This window comes from Leptospira sarikeiensis, assembly GCF_004769615.1.
Classification (GTDB): Bacteria; Spirochaetota; Leptospiria; order Leptospirales; family Leptospiraceae; genus Leptospira_B; species Leptospira_B sarikeiensis.
In genome coordinates, this window is record NZ_RQGF01000012.1 from 469,434 (window position 1) to 487,460 (window position 18,027).

The window sequence follows — 18,027 nt, forward strand, 5'->3', positions numbered from 1 at the left end:
GGATTTCGGAATATTTATTCAGAATGCATATTCCGCAAAAATGTACGACCGGAAATCAACTTTCCGGACCTGTATAGGTATAATGGGGAAAAGAAAATTGAAAAATCCCCGAAAGGGAGTAGAGTATATGACAATGCCTATGTTTCACAGAATGCCTCGCAGATTTGAAGAGCTTATTGGAAATCAAGGTGCAGATGAATTTGTGGGTTTTATGAATACTGCTTTTGCTGCTAACAAGGAGAATATTGTGGAAATTGTTTCTGAAAGATTTGAGAGACGTTTGTCTGAGGAAATACATGCATTTCGCTCCGAAATCAAAACGGAGATTGCGGATTTGAGAGCAGAATTTAAATCGGACCTCGCGGAATTACGATCTGAATTAAAAGGAGATATTTCTAATTTAAGATCAGAACTTAAGAGTGAAATCGCAGAGCTTAGAGCGGATTTTAAGATGGAGCTCAAACAAGAAATCTCTGACTTAAGAGGGGAGATGAATGAAAAATTTGCAGAAGTCTACAAACTTATCTCTTCTCAAACAAAATGGATGTTTGGAGCGGTAGTAGCATTAACAGGGATCTTTTCAATTATCGTAAAGTTATGAGCCTATTAGAATTTAATTTTTTATTAATTTCCGGATGGCTTCCTTTGCGATTTCCTTTCTTAACTCTTGGGCCTTCTTACGGGAGTTTTGAGTTTCCGAAACTAAATCCGGATTTGCAACGCTCGGATGTCCTCCTAAAAAAGGCGGGCTTGGGTTGTATTCGATCATGAGTTGGATCTCTTCTGCAGCTTTCTGTCCTTGGATCTCGGAAACAACTTGGAGGGCAAAATCGATCCCGGCGGTAACACCTCCTCCGGTAATTCGATCTCTATCAATGACAACTCTATCTTCTTTTACTTCGATTTCCGGAAAAAGACTTAGCACATCTAAAGAAAGCCAATGTGTTGTGGCCTTATATCCGTTTAATAAACCTGCAGCCGCCAGAACTAGAGAGCCAGTGCAAACGGAAGTGATGTATTTTGCATTTTCAGAATTTATTCTTAGCCAGTTCAGGACTTTATCATTTTTCATCAAACGATTGATGCCTAGACCACCAGGAATTAGGATTAAGTCTAAATGGAGCTTTTCTTCGAGTGTAATATCCGGAAGAATATGCAGACCTCTCTCCGAAGGGATTGGATCTTTTGTTTCTGCAATCACATATACTTTGGAGTCTTTCATTCTAGAAAAAACTTCATATGGACCGACAAAATCCAAGGGGGTGATATCCTGGAAAATAAAAAGACCGATCGTAAAAGGATCCTGCATAAATAAGATGGGATAGCATTCGATCATGTTCGCAAGCTTATTCCATGCAAAATTTTCCGGAGAATTTCTACATAAGGATTGGTTTTTTAAGTATTAGGAATGAAAGAGAGATCCTGAAAATTTTCGGGAAATTCTCAAAACTCCTATAAACTGCGTTTTTATTCTAATTTGGGATATTCCGAAATGGGAAGTAGAATTAGTCTAGCTTGGCAAAGACGATCTACACAGAAGAATATAAAATTTTTCAAAAACTGCTGAAACAAGCCAGAGAAGATGCAGGTTTAACTCAAGTAGATGTGGCCAACGCTCTCAAAACTCCGCAATCTTTCATTTCTAAAGTAGAAGCTGGTGATAGAAGAATCGATGTGATCGAATTTTGGAATTTAGCTAGGTTATATAAAAAGCCGGTGGAGTTCTTCTTCCGTTTTGAAGAAAAGGGAGAGCATAAGAAGAAGTCCTTAAAAGCGGCAAGTTCCGGTAAGAAAAAAAAGAAATAACCCCACCTTAAACTTCAGTGAGATTTAATCTATTCCTGAGATCAGAAAAGGAATAGCCAAAGATCCCTGCAGATCTAAAAAATCTCCATTCGCCTTTGGCGGAAAAGCGAAATGAGACCAATCCAGAATTTTCGAGCCTGGTTATATACGGGGAGCCTAATCCTAACTGCACTAGTATCCTTTTTGGTCGGAACGATCAGCAAAGAAAATGTAAATAGCCCTTTCATAGAAACCGAACTCGGAACGGAAAAAATTTCCAATCCATTCTTCTATCCAAGACCCAGATTATTCCTGAAAAACGTTCGGTTTTATTGGCAGAAGGAAGTGTTTGTAGAAACGGAAGGACTTGGACTAGAGGCAATTCCCAAAAACGGAGAAGTTCTACCATTCGATCAACCGAATCGTTTTACTTTAAAGATCCAAGGTGGGAACATTCGGATCTCCTTCGAAAGTTTGGAAAAACTTATGAATTCCAGGTTATTTTCCATTCCGGAATCCACGTTAAGAAAAATAAAACTAAGACCTATTTTTCATAATGGAGCATGGAAACTTAAGGTCTCAGGAGAGGTCAAATTTGTAGTTTGGGTGTCTTTCGAAGGGATCGCTACGGTTAAGATAGATCCCGATTCCGGAAGAATACTCGTAGAGAACGAATCCGTACAAGCATTATTAAATCCTTATACAAAGGAACTCTTAAATACGGTAGGTCTGTCTATAGAGGATTTGGTCCGTTTTCCTAAGGGGAAAGGGTTGAATATCTTCGGGAACCGTATTTTTTTCGAACCATTTTCCGTTTTCCCAGATCCTGAAGTGGAAGGAAGGATCCAAAACATCCGATTGGATGAGGATGCTCTCCATATCGATTTCTTTTCGGAAGGGGACGTTCCCTTACCTAAAACAAATTCTAAAAATTTTATTTTTGTAGCAGGCGGAAAACTTTTGTTCGGAGGGATTCAAGTTCATCAAGGAAGGGTCTTACTTCAAGATAAAGATGAATCCTCCTTGTTCGAGTTCTGTTTTTCAGAATATAAGAAAGCGTTGTCTCTTTCTAATGTAAAAATGGAAGAAGACGGTCGTATCCTTATATTCATGCCTGATTCTCCTCCTCTAAATTGATTTTTAGTTAATAAAATATTTCCAATCTCACAAAATTTTTTACAATCGGGAACGTTCTAACTTGAACTCGGTCTTTCTGTTGAAGAGGGATTTTTATGGATCTGTTCACTTCCGAGTCAAAAATTTTTAACTTACCGTTTAGGATTATTTTACTCCTTGTAGGGTTTCTTTTATTGAATTGTGTCTCTCCTCAATTTGCTGTGGGTGCCGGAAGTTCTTATCCTTCCGACTTCGTTTATAAAGGTGATCTGTTCGGTTTACAGAACTGTTTGAGATCCGGTTATTCCATCGATACCAGAGATCCTTTTACTAGGAATTATACTCCTTTAATGATCGCAGCAAGAGAAGGGGAAGTGGAGATCGCGGATTTTCTGATCCGCAACGGTGCGGATATAAACGCAAGAACGAGGGACGGCCACACAGCTCTTATGATGGCTGTTTACAATCGAAATATCGAGATTGTAAAACTTCTTCTGAAAAACGGCGCGAATGTAAGTATAAAGAGTAAACAGGGCCATACAGCGCTTTCCGAAGCCAGTTTAGAAGAATCTCTTCAGATAAAGGAATTATTAGCTTCTTATGAACTCGGTCCAAAAAAATGAAACATGCAGTTCAGATAGTACTCGTACTTTTCTTTTTAGAATCTTGTATGAATGACGATCGTTGTGCCAAGGATTGTGATAAAAATTTTTCGATCTGCTTATTGGTCGCAAGTGATGAAAATTCTTTAGGGATTGCGGTTGTCTGTAAGATGCTCTGTGATAATTGTAAATCCGATTGTAATAGGGTATCAACTTCTTCCGGAAGAACTACTAGCACATCCAGAGGAGGTTCTGGGGGCGGAGGTGGTGGAGGAAGCGGCGGCGGAAGTTCCGGCGGTGGGGGTGGTGGCCATGGAGGAGGCGGTCATGGTGGAAGTGGATTTACATTTTAAAGTTTTTCTTCCAAAAAAAAGGAAACCGAGCCTACTCGGTTTCCAATTGGAGCTATTATGAAAAATTTATATAGAGGAAATAGAACTACTTCGCAAATCCTATCTCGGAACCGACTGGAGCTTTCTCGTATTCCGGTTTTTTCTCCGCTACCTCGTCAAAGTAAGTTTCGTAATTCGGGAAATTCGTGCCCATGATCCTATCCCAAAAATTGAAATATAAACTATAATTTCCGTGAAACTTCTGATGATGCTGGTTATGATGAGTAGAAGTATTGATCCATTTTGTGATCGGATGACTTGCCCAACCTTTTGGGAAAAACTCATAACCTAGATGCCACCATATATTCATTATCATCGCATAGAATGTATGGAAGATAAATACTCCGAAATGGATCGGGACCAAACTGATAAAAGGAACCACATAGATTGCCTCTAAAAAAGCTTCCGCCCAATGAAAATTATAAGCTGCTAATGGAGAAGGATTTACGGATTTATGATGGATCGCATGAACGAGAGGGTAGATCTTTTTATGATGAACGAGCCTATGCATCCAATAAAACCAGGTTTCATGCCAAATCGTGATCATGATATAACTTAAGATCGCGTATGCCCAACCTCTTTCCGAAATATCAAAGTATAATGCCTTCGGAATGTAGCCTAATTTTTGAAGACTGAAAGAAACTACTGCAACTCCGCTAAACATTATCATCGTAACAGCGGATTGTTTGATCTCGAATACTACCTTTTCCCATTTTGGAAAATTTTTCTGGATCCTATACTTCTCAAAATATCCTTTTTTCCAAACCCAGAAAATGAAGAATGCTAGTCCTGCTAAAGGATAATACCTGATAAAGTTCATGGAAAGTTGGAATAATCCGAAATTACGAACACATTCCCAGCCGAAATCACAAGCGTTGATTGCCATTTGTCCTCCGATTTCTTGTGATTAGTTTACGAGAAGATTCGAAAGAAGTCGTCCTGCCCGATCGGACCGGAAGGAAATAAACGTCCAGACCGATCGAAACGGACTATTTGGATGTTTTTTTTCGGATCTTATTTCTGTATTCGGATGGAGTAAATCCGGTCTCCTTTCGGAAAACCTCATTAAAAGCCGATTTGGAGCCGAATCCTGAGGAGTAGGCGATAGACAATAAAACTTCTCCCGGATCCGATTCTATTTTCTTTTTGGCCTCTTCTACCCTGTATTCGTTCAATAATTGGAAAAAATTTTTACCGATCTCGTTGTTTAAATACTCTGAAAGTTGGTGAGTGCTGATCTCTAACTTACCGGCCAAGAAACCAAGTGTCAGATCTTCTTTTAAGAATACCTTCTCCTTTTGAAATAGATCTTCCAGACTGCGTTTGATGTTTTCTAGATCGAGTCCACCGAGTTGGGAGGCTCTGTATTTTTTCTCTTCTTCTACAACTCTTTGTACTTCTAAAAAGAATTCGGGAAATCCCTGACGTAGAATGTAAAGAGCACAAAAGAAGACTCCAATCATGGAGCCTACTCCTTCCAACCCTCTTATGGAACCTATGAGGACGGAAATAAATCCGTAAGAGAGTATGATAAAGATCCCAATACTAACGCTTAAAATTGTGAGTAGTCTTGTATCCTTATAGATGACCGAAAATCTAAATCCCCAAAATAAACGAAACATGGTCGAAAGTAGAAATACAAATACGATCCCGATTGCGGAAAGAACCGGGATTTTCAAATATAAAGGAAGTCCGGTGTCTTGTATATTACGTAAGATCTCGATCTTCTCGGGACCTTCGGCAAAATAAAAAGGGGACATCCAGAGAAATATTGCTAGAGCAGGAAGCATCTTAAGATAAAAGATTTTTTTGGATTCGGGAGCACTTCCCATTGCAAGAAGAAGATAACGTTCTATAAACGGGCCCATGAGTGCGGAAACCGGTAGATGAGTTAGATACAATCCTGGGTAATGAATGATCACGCGACAGGTGATCAAATATGCATGGGTAAGAAAGATCCCGACTAGGAAAAAGGTTATCGCCAATAAATTTTGTTTTTCTCCACGAGGAGAAGTGAATATTTCTCCAAGGGAAAATAAAAAAGCCAGTCCGATGGAAAAGACTAAAAATAAAGAAGCGATGGATTGATTTTCGATCGGGTTCATAATGAAATTTCCGCAATCCCTACCTTCTCCGCGGCTTTTGCCAAAGATAGATCTGCAGAATATAATTTTGCACTTCCTAGGGCGCAACTTGCAAGCAAATGTGCATCTATCCAGCCTATTCCGAGGCCCGCTAAAGAATTTCTTTCCGAAAAGATCATCGCTTCTTGGTGGGTAGCAAGAGGAACTTCTTTAAGCTGTGAATACTCTTTTAAAAAAATATTCTTATTTTTAAAATTCCCCAAGCTCAATTCACCTTCAACCATCGGATGTCTACGAACGAGTCCGGACCCGAGTAGTTCCACAAGTTTTGGATCCGATTTGCGAAGATGATTGATCCAAACGGAAGTATCTATCAGAACTCCGCTCATTTAGTCGATTTTTTACGGGTAGGACCTTCTGCTTTAGGGTCACTTCCTCCAAGCAAAGCCATTCTTTCTGCGGATTTTTCTCGGATCAATGCGCGTAGCCCCTCTTGTACTAAACGCGTTTTTTCGGAGATCCCTGTATAAGTCTGAGCACTAGAGATGAGCTCGTCCGGAATATATAATGTGGTTTTGACAGCTATCATATATGGTAATATATGGTGCAAATAGATGCATGTCAATATGGTAAGCCCGGAAAAGTGATTCCGGGAGGGGAAAATAGGGTTTTCCATCTTTCTAATTTTGAAAAAGTTGAAAGAGATTTGTTCCTACCCCTGAAAACAGTAAACTTATGTCGCATTAGATGGACGGAGTCGTATGCACTAGGTCCAAAAAACCTTCTCCCTTGCATAAATAATGCCATCTCTTTAGGAACTCTTGGCTAAAACCTTGACCGGGCACCCTGGGTAAAAATACTGTGTATTTCTAGCTCCTCTTCCGGGAGCGGGTAAAGAGACATGCCCTCTTAGCTCAGCGGTAGAGCACTTCCATGGTAAGGAAGGGGTCACCAGTTCAAGCCTGGTAGAGGGCTAAGTTCGTATAGGTCTGTAGTTTAATGGTAGAACAAGGATCTCCAAAGTCCTTGGTGGGAGTTCGATTCTCTCCAGACCTGGAGTTTGGCCCTAAAAATTCGGCTATATTAGGAAGGATTTAGAGTGAAGTTTGGCGCATTTATACAAGAATGTAGAGAAGAACTTAAAAAAGTTCAATGGCCGAATCGACAAGAGGTGATGCAGTCCACCATCGTCGTTTTAGTAACGGTATTATTTTTCTCTGCCTTTCTATTCTTTTCGGATACTGCGTTTGTGAAGTTGCTTACCGGATTCTGGAATCTGTAAGAGCTTAGGATAAAGTGTGATTATGATGGCTGATTTGAAATGGTATGCGTTACAGACTTATTCCGGTCACGAGAATAAGGTCCAGAAAAATCTGGAAAAGCTGATCCAACAGCGCAAGCTGGAGGAGAAGATTTCTCAAGTGCGTATTCCTACCATGGAAGTCGCCGAAATGAAAAACGGCAAGAAGAAGGTCACTAAGAAGAAACTCATGCCGGGTTACGTTCTTGTTGAGATGGATATGGACGAGGACCTTCGATTCATGATCCAAAGTCTTCCTTCTGTTTCTACTTTCGTAGGATCAAAAGACGGAGGACCTGAACCTCTTTCTGTGGACGAGGTGAAAAACCTTTTCGCAGAAACCGGGGAATACAAATCCGAGGAACCAGTAAGTCCTCGTTTATTGTTCAAAGTGGGAGACAACCTGAAGATTATCGACGGGCCTTTCGCTAATTTTACCGGAGTCGTAGATGAGATCTTCCCTGATAAAGGAAGACTCAGAGTGAAGGTGGAGATTTTCGGACGCTCTACCCCTGTGGAATTAGATTATCTACAGGTCAAAACCGAACCCTGACCGGTGGGAGAACCGGGAGAAACAAATAAGGTGTTTCGCCAATGGCAGCAAAAAAAGTAGTAAAGCAGATCAAGCTCCAGGTTGAAGCCGGTAAGGCCAACCCTGCTCCTCCAGTCGGACCGGCTCTCGGTCAGGCAGGATTGAACATCATGGAGTTCTGCAAGCAGTTCAACGAGAGAAGTAAGGCCCAAATCGGGTACAAACTTCCTGTTGTAATTACGGTATTCTCCGACAGGAGTTTTACATTCATTACCAAGTCTCCTCCGGCAGCTCTTCTTGTGAAGAAAGCGATCGGCCTAGAGACTGGTTCCGCAACTCCTCATACCGTTAAGGTAGGGAAGATCACGCGTAAGCAATTAGAAGAAATTGCTAAAACCAAAATGGAAGACTTAAACGCAAACGATCTGGACGCAGCTGTTCAAATTATTGCGGGAACCTGTCGTTCCATGGGCGTTACGGTAGAGGGTTAATTCATGAAACGCGGAAAAAAATATCGCGCGGCTAAAGAGAAAGTCGACGCAACAAAAGTTTATCCGATCGACAAGGCTGTAGAATTAGCTAAAGCTTCTTCTTATTCCAAATTCGATGGAACGATTGAGATCGCTACGAAAGTTAATTATAAATCTCTTCAGAACGTGAGAGGGACTATTTCTCTTCCTCACGGAACCGGTAAACTGGTTCGGGTCCTTGTTTTCTGCAAAGGAGACAAACAGAACGACGCGAAAAACGCAGGTGCGGAATTCGTGGGTGATATGGACTTGATCGAGAAAGTGGCCGGTGGATGGACCGACTTCGACGCTTGCGTTGCTACTCCTGATATGATGAAGGAAGTAGGTAAACTCGGACCAATCTTAGGACGTAAAGGTTTAATGCCTAAGCCTAAGGCTGGAACAGTTACTAACGATGTAGCTAAAGCAGTCGGCGAGCTTAAATCAGGACGTATCGAATATCGTCCGGACAAAGGCGGAGTCGTTCACTTAGGAGTTGGTAAGGTCAGTTTCGATCAAACTAAACTCGTAGAAAACATTCGTACAGTAGTTCAAACTCTTCTCCGGGACAAACCTTCGGATGCTAAGGGTGATTATCTGAAAACTTTCTCCGTTTCCCCAACTATGGGTGCAGGCGTGAAAGTAGACGTGAAGGAACTGGTCAACACATCCATTTAAGGATGTAGTAGACGGGAGTAGGAACAATGCCCAGCCAGGAAAAAATTGAAGCAGTAGCCGAATTAAAAGGCAGATTAGAAAAACGTAGCGACTTTATCCTAGCCAGCTACAGCGGACTCACAGTAGAAGAGATTACCAATCTTCGCGCGAAACTTCGTAAAGAAGGTTCCGAGATGAAGGTGATCAAAAACAATCTCTTCCTACTCGCATTAAAAGAATCCGAGAAGCATAAGGATAAGAACATCGCCTTTGGATCCGAATACCAAGGACCTCTAGCGGCGATTTTTTCGGACGCGAATCTTCCGAACGCAGCCAAAATCCTAAAGGAATACGCTAAGACGAATAAGAACCTTATTCTGAAAGCGGGATACCTAGACGGATCTGTTTTGAATGCGGAAGATGTAGAAGCAATCGCGGGTCTTCCTTCGAGAGAGCAACTATTGGCTCAAATCGCAGGCGGTATCAATGGTCCGGCAAGAAGTATCGCTTCTGGCCTCAACCAAATTATCGCAGGACTTGCAAGAGCTATCCAAGCAGCGGCAGAAAAGAACAATCAGTAGAACTAATTTAGTAGTTAAAAGGACCAAACGGAATCAAAGGAGCACCATATGTCTACCACTGAAGCGTTATTAGAGCAACTCGGCAAACTTACCCTAGTAGAAGCAGCCGATCTAGTTAAAAAAATGGAGGAGAAGTTCGGAATTTCCGCAGCGGCTCCAGTAGCAGTAGCTGCAGCAGCACCAGCAGGTGGAGCAGCAGCGGCAGCAGATGAGCCTGCTTCCTTCAACGTTGTATTGAAAGGTTTCGGCGATAAAAAAATCGAAGTTATCAAGGTTGTTCGCGAGATCACTGGTCTTGGCTTGAAAGAAGCAAAAGATCTAGTAGAAGCTGGCGGAAAGTCTGTTAAAGAAGGCGTTGCGAAAGCAGAAGCTGACGACATTAAAAAGAAATTAGAAGCTGTCGGAGCTCAAATCGAACTTAAGGCTGTCTAATCAGGGAGCCGAGGCTTTGTCTCCTCGATATCTGATTAAAATCCTTTCACTCAGGCAAGGAAGCCAGCGGGACTTCCTTGCCTTATTGCATTTTTTCGCGCAATTATAATTTCCATCACCCCAGGGAGCACACGAATGTACGGTCAAGTCGAGAGAAAACGGGTAAACTTCGGTAAAATCACCAATTTGGATTACCTTCCTAACTTGATTCAGATTCAGAAGAAGTCATTCGATTGGTTTCTTCAATCAGAAGTTAAGGATCCCACAAAAAGAAAAAATCAGGGACTAGAAGCGGTTTTTAGAGAAACCTTCCCTATAGAAAGTCCGAACAACGACATGGTGATGGAATACAGTCACTATGTTCTAGGAGAGGCTAAAAAATCTCCTCAAGAATGTAAGGACACAGATGCGACTTTCGCTCTTCCTTTAAAAGCGGTCATTCGACTTATTATCAAAGAAACCGGAGAGATCCGTGAGCAGGTCGTCTATATGGGCGATCTTCCTGTGATGACCGAGCAGGGAACTTTTATCATCAACGGAGCTGAGCGTGTTGTAGTTTCTCAGCTTCACCGTTCCCCGGGTATCTTCTTCTCTTATGATGAAGAAAGAGATACTTATTCCGCGAGAGTAATTCCTTATCGCGGATCCTGGTTAGAGTTCGAAATGGACAATAAGGGAATTTTGGTCGCCAAGATCGATCGTAAGAAAAAATTCCCTGCTACTCTTCTTGTTAAGTCTTTAGGACACGGGACTAACGAGGAAATATTACGTTTATTTTATAGATCCTCCAAAGCGAAAATCGGAGGAGCTTCTACTAAAGAACTTAAACGTCTGATCGGCCGAAGAGTGATCGCAGACGTGATCAATATGGAAACCGGAGAGGTAATGCTCGATGCGGGTTCCAAGATCAACGAGGACAATATCTCCATCTTGAAAGAGATGAAGGTGAAAGAAGTGGAGCTGGTTGAATATCCTAAAGATAAGGATAATCCTGTTTTAGTAAATTGTTTGGAAAAAGACGGGGTCAACGATTACGAAGACGCCGTTCTTAAATTCCATAGCATCATGAGACAGGGAGAACCTTCTACGATCGAGAACGCGGAAGCGGAATTGAATCGTCTATTCTTCTCTCCTAAAACTTTTGATCTGGGCGATGTTGGTCGTTATAAGATCAATAGTAAATTCGAGTTCAATAACCCGAAAGAATTCACAAGCGCTATCGAAAGAGTTCTAAGACCTGCGGACATCATCGAGACTGTACGTTATCTTCTGAACCTGATCTCCGAAACTGAGAACTACTATCCGGACGATATTGACCACTTAGGGAACCGTCGTATCCGTTCAGTCGGTGAGCTAATCGCAAACCAATTGAAAGTAGGTTTCACTCGTGTAGAAAGGGTGATCAAAGAGAGAATGACTGTCCAAGAAGTTGGAACTCAAACACCTCAACTTTTGATCTCTATCAAACCGATCACTGCGGTAATCAACGAGTTCTTCGGATCCAGCCAGTTGTCCCAGTTCATTGACCAAACAAACCCTCTGGCAGAGCTCACTCACAAACGTCGTTTGAACGCTTTAGGACCTGGAGGTCTTTCCAGAGACAGAGCGGGATTCGAGGTGCGTGACGTTCACTACAGCCACTATGGCCGTATGTGTCCGATTGAAACTCCTGAAGGTCCAAACATCGGACTCATTCTCTCCATGTCTTCTTATGCGAGAGTGAATGATTACGGATTCTTGGAAACTCCTTACAGAGTCGTTAAGAACAGTAAGGTTTCGAATAACATAGAATATTTAACTGCGGATAAGGAAGAATATCATTCAATTGCGGTATCTTCTTCTCCTGTAGATGAGAAGGGAGAGTTTAAGAATAAACTGATCTCAACTCGTCACAGATCTGATTATCCGTTCCGCAACCCGAACGAGATCCAGTATATGGACTTAGCTCCTATGCAGGTAGTTTCAGTTTCTACTGCGTTGATCCCATTCTTGGAGCATGATGACGCGAACCGTGCGCTCATGGGTTCCAACATGCAACGTCAGGCGGTTCCTCTTCTTCGCCAAGAAGCTCCATTTGTCGGAACTGGAATGGAAACTCGCGCTGCATACGATTCTCGTATTTGTATCATCGCAAAACATGACGGTGTTGCTACATATGTAGATGCGGAGAAGGTTGTGGTCGAGCGTAAGGGCGGAAAAGAAACCGATACTTACGATCTTACTAAATTTAAGAAGACCAACCAAGGTACTTGTTTTAACCAAACTCCTGTAGTAGGAGTGGTTCACTCAGAGATCGACGGAAAAGTTTCCAAAGTCAGCAAAGAGAAGATCGAAGTGACTGCGGATAACGGAAACGTAAGAGAATATAATCTTGTTTCCGGAAACAAACAATACCAACCGATCGTTTCCAATGGAGAAGAAGTTCGCAGAGGTTCCACTCTTGCAGGCCAAGTGATCTTGGGTGAGAGAATGGACGAGAACGGAAACATACTCCAAAAAGGTACCGTTCTTGCTGACGGCCCTGCGGTGGACAACGGAACTCTCGCTCTCGGACGTAACGTTCTTGTGGCATTCATGCCTTGGGAAGGTTACAACTTCGAGGATGCGATCCTTATCTCCGAAAAAGTCGTAAAAGACGATATTTTCTCTTCTATCCATATCGAAGAGTTCGAGATCCAAGCTCGTGAAACAAAACTAGGACAAGAACAAATCACAAGAGATATTCCGAATCTTTCGGACAAAGCTTTCCGTGATTTGGATGAGACCGGTGTGATCCGTGTTGGAGCAGAAGTGAAGCCGGGAGACATCCTGGTAGGTATGGTTACTCCAAAAGGAGAGACCGATCTAACTCCTGAATACAAACTACTTCATTCCATCTTCGGTGAGAAGGCGAAAGAAGTAAGAGACTCTTCTCTACGTATGCCGAACGGATTCGAAGGAACCGTAATCGATATCAAACGTTTCTCTCGTGAGAAAGGTGACGAACTTCCTGCAGGTGTGGAAGAAATGGTGAAAGTTTTCGTAGCTCGTAAACGTAAACTTTTAGTCGGTGATAAAATGGCCGGCCGCCACGGAAACAAAGGGGTAGTCGCTCGTATCATGGCAGAAGAGGACATGCCTTACATGGAAGACGGTACTCCGATGGATATCGTTCTGAACCCATTAGGTGTTCCTTCTCGTATGAACCTCGGACAGATTTTCGAAACTCAACTCGGACTTGCTGCAAGCAAATTGGGGATCAATTTCGAAACTCCGGTCTTCGACGGTGCTACTGAAGCAGACGTGGAAAAATACTGTAAGGAAGCGAATCTTCCTCTCAGCTCTAAATTCAAATTATATGATGGACGTACTGGTTCACCTTTCATGAACGAAGTGTTCTGCGGTTACATCTATATGTTAAAATTGGCCCACTTGGTGGACGACAAGATCCACGCTCGTTCTACCGGACCTTACTCCTTGGTTACTCAACAACCACTCGGAGGAAAGGCTCAGTTCGGTGGTCAGCGTTTGGGAGAGATGGAGGTCTGGGCTCTCGAAGCTTACGGAGCTTCTCATACTCTTCAAGAGCTTCTCACCATCAAGTCGGACGATATGCTCGGAAGAGCGAGAATCTACGAAGCTATCGTTAAAGGGATCCATTCCATTAAACCTGGAATTCCGGAATCCTTCAACGTATTGGTGCAGGAACTCAGGGGTCTTGCATTGGATATCGTCATCACCGACTCGGAAGGTAACAGCGTTGATATCTCCGACTACGAGGATGAATATTCCAAGAGCAAGAAGAAGATTAAGTTCGAAACGATCGAGAACGCCTAAGGGTAAGGTAGCATGAGATCCAATAACGATTTTGAATCAATAACAATCAGATTAGCATCTCCGGAAAGGATCAAAGAATGGTCTTACGGAGAAGTCAAAAAGCCTGAGACAATCAACTACCGTACTTTAAAGCCGGAGAGAGACGGTCTTTTCTGCGAGAAAATTTTCGGAACTACTAAGGACTGGGAATGCTACTGCGGAAAGTTCAAGTCTATCCGTTATAAAGGTGTGGTCTGCGACAAATGTGGCGTTGAGGTAACTCACTCTAAAGTTCGTCGTGAGCGTATGGGGCATATCGAACTTGCTGCTCCGGTTTCTCATATCTGGTATTACCGTTCCGTTCCTTCCAGAATGGGGCTCTTGCTGGATATGACTATCAACCAGCTCAAGAGTGTTCTTTATTTCGAAAAATATGTGATCATCGATCCGGCTGATACCGGAAGAAATCGCGGCGAGTTAATCGACGAAGAAGAATATCACGCATACCTAGACGAATACGGCGACAAGTTTGTTGCCGGTATCGGTGCAGACGCGATCAAAGAACTTCTATCTCGTATCGACGTAGACGCAGAAGCTCGTATCATCCGTCAAAAAATCCAAGAGAAAGAAAAAATCTCCGATAAAAGGATCCTGAAACGTCTCGAAGTTCTCGAGGCATTCCGTGATTCAGGAAACCGTCCTGAGTGGATGGTATTGGATGTGGTTCCGGTCATTCCGCCTGAACTTCGCCCAATGGTTCAGTTGGAAGGTGGACGTTTTGCTACTTCCGACTTGAACGATCTTTATCGCCGAGTTATCAACCGTAATAACCGTCTAAAACGTCTTCTCGCGTTAAAAGCTCCTGAGATCATCGTACGTAACGAAAAACGTATGCTCCAAGAGGCGGTTGACGCGTTATTCGATAATAGCCGCCGCAAACGTACCGTAAAAGGTAAGGGTAACCGTCCTTTAAAATCCATTTCAGACATGTTGAAAGGAAAACAAGGACGTTTCCGCCAAAACTTACTTGGTAAGCGTGTGGATTACTCCGGTCGTTCCGTGATCGTAGTAGGTCCTGAGTTGAAATACCACGAGATGGGTCTTCCTAAGAAGATGGCTCTCGAGTTATTCAAACCTTTCATCATGAAACGTTTGGTGGATCTGGACCTGGCTCCAAACATCAAATCCGCTAAGAAGAAAGTGGAAGCGGAAGAAAAAGAAGTTTTCGACGTTCTGGAAACTGTAGTGAAAGAGCACCCGGTCATGTTAAACCGTGCACCTACTCTTCACCGTTTAGGGATCCAAGCTTTCTTACCTGTTCTTGTAGAAGGAAAAGCGATTAAACTTCACCCGTTAGTATGTCACGCATTCAACGCGGACTTCGACGGTGACCAGATGGCGATCCACGTTCCACTGACTCCAAAGGCTCAGTTGGAAGTATGGATGCTCATGCTTTCTCCTCATAATATCCTGAATCCTGCAAACGGTCACCCGATCTGCGGACCTACTCAGGATATCGTACTCGGAATTTATTATCTTACTTCGGAAGTTCCTTCCGAGGCAGGAGTTCCTCTGAAATCTTTCGCAAACCTTGATGAGGTTACTTATGCGATCGATAGAGGTGTGATCGAGTATAGAACTAAAATTTCAGTTCTTCACCAAGGAAAGATCCTAGAGACAACTGCAGGTCGTTTGATCTTCAACACTGTTCTTCCGGAAGGATATCCTTACGTGAACCGTGCTCTTTCCGATAAAGAGACGAACAGAATTATTGCTGAAGTGTATGAGAAATACGGACCGGCTCAAACCGTTCTAATGCTAGACGATATTAAGAAATTAGGATATCGTTATGCAACTATCTTCAGCCCGACTATCTCTATCGAAGATATTCGCGTATCTCCGGGTAAAGTGACTCTTGTTGGCGACGCTAATAAAGAAGTCGAAAAAGCCGACGGAGAGTATCGTAAAGGTATTATCACCAACGAAGAACGTAAGAAAAAAGTGATCGAGATCTGGACTAAAACCAATGACCTCATCACTGATTCCATGTTCAAAGAATTGGAAAAAGATAAGGGTGGATACAATCCTGTATTCATCATGGCTGCTTCCGGAGCGCGTGGATCTAAACAACAGATCCGCCAGTTGGCTGGAATGCGCGGTTTGATGGCGAAACCTTCCGGTGAGATCATCGAACTAGCGATCCGTTCCAACTTCCGTGAAGGATTAAGCGTTCTTGAATTCTTCATCTCCACTCACGGTGCTCGTAAAGGTCTTGCGGATACTGCATTAAAAACTGCGGACGCGGGTTACTTAACTCGTCGTTTGGTGGATATTTCTCAAGACGTGATCGTAGCGGAAGACGATTGTGGCACCGAAGAATGTATTACTCTCGGAACCGTAAAAGAAGGAGAGAACGTAATCGTTTCTCTTAGCGACCGTGTATTCGGACGTTATACTTCTGAAGACATCGTCGACCCAGTTACTGAAAGTGTGGTTTATCCGAAAGGAACTTTGATCACAAGAGAAGTAGGACAAAAACTGGAGAACCTAGGATACGAAAAGATCCAAGTTCGTTCTCCACTTACTTGTGAAGCTCGTTGGGGAATTTGTATTAAATGTTACGGTATGGACATGGCTCGTCTGACTCCTGCGGAGATCGGAGAGGCTGTTGGAACGATCGCAGCACAGTCCATCGGTCAGCCTGGAACTCAGCTTACAATGAGAACATTCCACATCGGTGGTGCGGCTTCCGCAAAAGTACAAGAGAAAGAACATAAAGTGGGATATCGTGCGATCGTAAATTCGATCAATGGTAGAACATTACAAACTACTGATAGAGGTTTGATCTTCTCTCGTCGTGGGTCCATCGTAGTTCAAAGGTTGATCCAACAGTTCAATTCTTCCGAACTTACGAACCTAAGAGTTGAGAACGGTCAGAAAGTGGATAAGGGAGAGTTGGTTGCAACTCTTGCTTCCGGAGAGAACGTAACTTCCGAGGCTCCAGGAACAGTTAAGATCGCTGACGGTCTTTTCAGAATTCTGGGAGAAGAGGCGGTTGTTCCTGTAAAAACTTCTACCACTCTGAACGTTAAAGTCGCACAGATCACAGAGCCGAACCAAGCTTTGGGAGAATTCGACCCATTCAACGAGATCGGTGTTACCGAGATCGAAGGAACTGCCGCTTGGGTGGATCTTGAAGTCGGTAAGAACGTTCGTAGGGACGAGGACGTTAAAACATCTAACGTTAATTATAAAGTAATCGAGCAACGTAGGGAAAAATTGATCCCAAGGATCGTGGTAACTTCTGGCGGAAGCAAAGAAGAATATCTGGTCCCTGTGGACGCGATTATCTCCGTTCAAAACGGGGACAAAGTAAAAGCGGGGGATATCCTCTTCAAAATCCCAACCGTTGCTGAAAAGACCCGGGATATTACCGGTGGTCTTCCAAGGGTAGACGAACTTTTCGAGGCTCGTCGTCCTAAAGACGCAACCACTCTTGCTGAAACTGACGGAAAGATAGAAGATAACGGAGAGATCGTAAAAGAAAAACGAGTTCTCTATATCGTTCCGGACAACGAAGAGTTGGATAAAGTAAAAGTAACCATTCCGATCGGAAAACAATTACGCGTTCGTCACGGTGACTTCGTAAAACGAGGAGACCAGTTAGACGACGGAAACTTGGATCCACATGATATCTTAAGAGTAAAAGGTGTAACCGCTCTTCAAGTGTATCTTGTTCAAGAGGTTCAAGAGGTTTACAGACTACAAGGGGTGCATATCAACGATAAGCATATCGAAGTAGTTGTTCGCCAGATGATGCGTAAGGTTTTAATTACCGATTCCGGAGACACATCTTTCGTGAACCAACAACAAGTGGATCGTTTCGCTTTCTTGGAAGAAAACAAGAGAGTGATCGCTGAAGGAGGATCTCCTGCTCAGTGTGTTCCGATCTTGTTAGGTTTAACAAAAGCATCTTTGAATACTGAGTCTTTCTTCTCGGCTGCTTCCTTCCAGGAAACAACCAAGGTGTTAACAGACGCTGCTATCAAAGGAAAAACCGATAACTTAGCCGGACTTAAAGAGAACGTAATTATCGGTCACATGATCCCTGCGGGAACCGGAATGAGAAAGTATCGCGACGTAGCGGTATTCAAAGAGACTTACGGGGATCTAGATCGTCCAGTGGAAGTGGAAGAGGAAGAAATTCCGATGGCCATACCTGAGGACAACGAGAATTAAAGG

At 43.0% G+C, this 18,027-nt stretch carries 18 protein-coding genes and 2 tRNA genes; 15 read left to right on the forward strand and 5 right to left on the reverse strand.

The genetic code is table 11. The features are described 5' to 3' along the window. Positions 1–133: 133 nt before the first annotated feature. Positions 134–601: a CCDC90 family protein gene (locus EHQ64_RS06655; RefSeq protein ID WP_246048612.1), complete on the forward strand. Its 468-nt coding sequence runs from the start codon at positions 134–136 to the stop codon at positions 599–601. 12 nt (positions 602–613) lie between these two features. On the opposite strand, the gene EHQ64_RS06660 is transcribed toward EHQ64_RS06655, so the two are convergent. Next, on the reverse strand, positions 614–1,309 hold the full coding sequence (locus tag EHQ64_RS06660; RefSeq protein ID WP_135648822.1) for a DJ-1/PfpI family protein: 696 nt from the start codon (positions 1,307–1,309) through the stop codon (positions 614–616). Positions 1,310–1,515: 206 nt separating this feature from the next. Here EHQ64_RS06660 and EHQ64_RS06665 point away from each other — a divergent pair, with 206 nt between their 5' ends. The 4 genes from EHQ64_RS06665 to EHQ64_RS20305 all read left to right on the forward strand — a co-directional run bounded on the left by EHQ64_RS06665 (position 1,516) and on the right by EHQ64_RS20305 (position 3,856). Continuing rightward, the gene (locus EHQ64_RS06665) at positions 1,516–1,806 is read left to right on the forward strand and encodes a helix-turn-helix domain-containing protein (protein WP_135648706.1); all 291 of its coding nucleotides are present in this window, start codon (positions 1,516–1,518) and stop codon (positions 1,804–1,806) included. 111 nt (positions 1,807–1,917) lie between these two features. After that, a complete protein-coding gene (locus tag EHQ64_RS06670; protein WP_135648707.1) occupies positions 1,918–2,922 on the forward strand; it encodes a hypothetical protein in 1,005 nt (334 codons plus the stop codon). Between the two features lie 95 nt (positions 2,923–3,017). Continuing rightward, positions 3,018–3,524, forward strand: a complete 507-nt coding sequence (locus EHQ64_RS06675; RefSeq protein ID WP_135648708.1) for an ankyrin repeat domain-containing protein — start codon at positions 3,018–3,020, stop codon at positions 3,522–3,524. Further along, positions 3,521–3,856, forward strand: a complete 336-nt coding sequence (locus EHQ64_RS20305; protein ID WP_246048614.1) for a hypothetical protein — start codon at positions 3,521–3,523, stop codon at positions 3,854–3,856. Before EHQ64_RS06675 ends, EHQ64_RS20305 begins: the two co-directional genes overlap by 4 nt. An 85-nt stretch (positions 3,857–3,941) precedes the next feature. Here the strand turns inward: EHQ64_RS20305 and EHQ64_RS06685 are convergent, their stop codons facing one another. From EHQ64_RS06685 to EHQ64_RS06700, 4 genes are all read right to left on the reverse strand, one after another. Then, a complete protein-coding gene (locus tag EHQ64_RS06685) occupies positions 3,942–4,781 on the reverse strand; it encodes a sterol desaturase family protein (RefSeq protein ID WP_135648709.1) in 840 nt (279 codons plus the stop codon). Between the two features lie 103 nt (positions 4,782–4,884). Further along, on the reverse strand, positions 4,885–6,000 hold the full coding sequence (locus tag EHQ64_RS06690; RefSeq protein WP_135648710.1) for a helix-turn-helix domain-containing protein: 1,116 nt from the start codon (positions 5,998–6,000) through the stop codon (positions 4,885–4,887). Then, positions 5,997–6,368, reverse strand: a complete 372-nt coding sequence (locus tag EHQ64_RS06695; RefSeq protein ID WP_135648711.1) for a type II toxin-antitoxin system VapC family toxin — start codon at positions 6,366–6,368, stop codon at positions 5,997–5,999. Before EHQ64_RS06695 ends, EHQ64_RS06690 begins: the two co-directional genes overlap by 4 nt. Beyond that, the gene (locus EHQ64_RS06700) at positions 6,365–6,568 is read right to left on the reverse strand and encodes a type II toxin-antitoxin system VapB family antitoxin (RefSeq protein ID WP_135648712.1); all 204 of its coding nucleotides are present in this window, start codon (positions 6,566–6,568) and stop codon (positions 6,365–6,367) included. The genes EHQ64_RS06695 and EHQ64_RS06700 overlap by 4 nt, the downstream gene beginning before the upstream one ends. A gap of 314 nt (positions 6,569–6,882) precedes the next feature. Between EHQ64_RS06700 and EHQ64_RS06705 the strand changes: the two genes are divergently transcribed. The 10 genes from EHQ64_RS06705 to rpoC all read left to right on the forward strand — a co-directional run bounded on the left by EHQ64_RS06705 (position 6,883) and on the right by rpoC (position 18,024). Next, positions 6,883–6,954 (forward strand) — tRNA-Thr (locus EHQ64_RS06705). Between the two features lie 10 nt (positions 6,955–6,964). Next, positions 6,965–7,035 (forward strand) — tRNA-Trp (locus tag EHQ64_RS06710). Positions 7,036–7,078: 43 nt separating this feature from the next. Beyond that, a complete protein-coding gene (secE, locus tag EHQ64_RS06715) occupies positions 7,079–7,261 on the forward strand; it encodes a preprotein translocase subunit SecE (protein WP_008595351.1) in 183 nt (60 codons plus the stop codon). Positions 7,262–7,286: 25 nt separating this feature from the next. Continuing rightward, the gene (nusG, locus tag EHQ64_RS06720; RefSeq protein WP_135648823.1) at positions 7,287–7,832 is read left to right on the forward strand and encodes a transcription termination/antitermination protein NusG; all 546 of its coding nucleotides are present in this window, start codon (positions 7,287–7,289) and stop codon (positions 7,830–7,832) included. A gap of 41 nt (positions 7,833–7,873) precedes the next feature. Next, on the forward strand, positions 7,874–8,302 hold the full coding sequence (gene rplK / locus EHQ64_RS06725; protein WP_135648713.1) for a 50S ribosomal protein L11: 429 nt from the start codon (positions 7,874–7,876) through the stop codon (positions 8,300–8,302). Positions 8,303–8,305: 3 nt separating this feature from the next. After that, the gene (gene rplA / locus EHQ64_RS06730; RefSeq protein ID WP_135648714.1) at positions 8,306–8,998 is read left to right on the forward strand and encodes a 50S ribosomal protein L1; all 693 of its coding nucleotides are present in this window, start codon (positions 8,306–8,308) and stop codon (positions 8,996–8,998) included. A gap of 26 nt (positions 8,999–9,024) precedes the next feature. Next, the gene (rplJ, locus tag EHQ64_RS06735; protein ID WP_135648715.1) at positions 9,025–9,558 is read left to right on the forward strand and encodes a 50S ribosomal protein L10; all 534 of its coding nucleotides are present in this window, start codon (positions 9,025–9,027) and stop codon (positions 9,556–9,558) included. 48 nt (positions 9,559–9,606) lie between these two features. Then, positions 9,607–9,990 carry a 50S ribosomal protein L7/L12 gene (gene rplL / locus EHQ64_RS06740; RefSeq protein WP_135648716.1) on the forward strand — a complete coding sequence of 128 codons (384 nt, stop codon included), beginning with the start codon at positions 9,607–9,609 and terminating at the stop codon, positions 9,988–9,990. A gap of 135 nt (positions 9,991–10,125) precedes the next feature. Further along, positions 10,126–13,806: a DNA-directed RNA polymerase subunit beta gene (gene rpoB, locus EHQ64_RS06745; protein ID WP_135648717.1), complete on the forward strand. Its 3,681-nt coding sequence runs from the start codon at positions 10,126–10,128 to the stop codon at positions 13,804–13,806. A gap of 12 nt (positions 13,807–13,818) precedes the next feature. Then, a complete protein-coding gene (gene rpoC / locus EHQ64_RS06750; RefSeq protein ID WP_135648718.1) occupies positions 13,819–18,024 on the forward strand; it encodes a DNA-directed RNA polymerase subunit beta' in 4,206 nt (1,401 codons plus the stop codon). Positions 18,025–18,027 lie beyond the last annotated feature (3 nt).

Excerpts from the sequence above, each read along its gene's own strand:
- EHQ64_RS06675 (WP_135648708.1), top strand. The coding sequence starts at position 3,018 with ATGGATCTGTTCACTTCCGAGTCAAAAATTTTTAACTTACCGTTTAGG.
- EHQ64_RS06690 (WP_135648710.1), bottom strand. The coding sequence starts at position 6,000 with ATGAACCCGATCGAAAATCAATCCATCGCTTCTTTATTTTTAGTCTTT.
- EHQ64_RS20305 (WP_246048614.1), top strand. The coding sequence starts at position 3,521 with ATGAAACATGCAGTTCAGATAGTACTCGTACTTTTCTTTTTAGAATCT.
- EHQ64_RS06700 (WP_135648712.1), bottom strand. The coding sequence starts at position 6,568 with ATGATAGCTGTCAAAACCACATTATATATTCCGGACGAGCTCATCTCT.
- EHQ64_RS06685 (WP_135648709.1), bottom strand. The coding sequence starts at position 4,781 with ATGGCAATCAACGCTTGTGATTTCGGCTGGGAATGTGTTCGTAATTTC.
- rplK (WP_135648713.1), top strand. The coding sequence starts at position 7,874 with ATGGCAGCAAAAAAAGTAGTAAAGCAGATCAAGCTCCAGGTTGAAGCC.
- EHQ64_RS06660 (WP_135648822.1), bottom strand. The coding sequence starts at position 1,309 with ATGCAGGATCCTTTTACGATCGGTCTTTTTATTTTCCAGGATATCACC.
- rplJ (WP_135648715.1), top strand. The coding sequence starts at position 9,025 with ATGCCCAGCCAGGAAAAAATTGAAGCAGTAGCCGAATTAAAAGGCAGA.
- rplL (WP_135648716.1), top strand. The coding sequence starts at position 9,607 with ATGTCTACCACTGAAGCGTTATTAGAGCAACTCGGCAAACTTACCCTA.
- EHQ64_RS06670 (WP_135648707.1), top strand. The coding sequence starts at position 1,918 with ATGAGACCAATCCAGAATTTTCGAGCCTGGTTATATACGGGGAGCCTA.
- rpoC (WP_135648718.1), top strand. The coding sequence starts at position 13,819 with ATGAGATCCAATAACGATTTTGAATCAATAACAATCAGATTAGCATCT.
- rplA (WP_135648714.1), top strand. The coding sequence starts at position 8,306 with ATGAAACGCGGAAAAAAATATCGCGCGGCTAAAGAGAAAGTCGACGCA.
- nusG (WP_135648823.1), top strand. The coding sequence starts at position 7,287 with ATGGCTGATTTGAAATGGTATGCGTTACAGACTTATTCCGGTCACGAG.
- EHQ64_RS06695 (WP_135648711.1), bottom strand. The coding sequence starts at position 6,368 with ATGAGCGGAGTTCTGATAGATACTTCCGTTTGGATCAATCATCTTCGC.
- rpoB (WP_135648717.1), top strand. The coding sequence starts at position 10,126 with ATGTACGGTCAAGTCGAGAGAAAACGGGTAAACTTCGGTAAAATCACC.
- EHQ64_RS06655 (WP_246048612.1), top strand. The coding sequence starts at position 134 with ATGCCTATGTTTCACAGAATGCCTCGCAGATTTGAAGAGCTTATTGGA.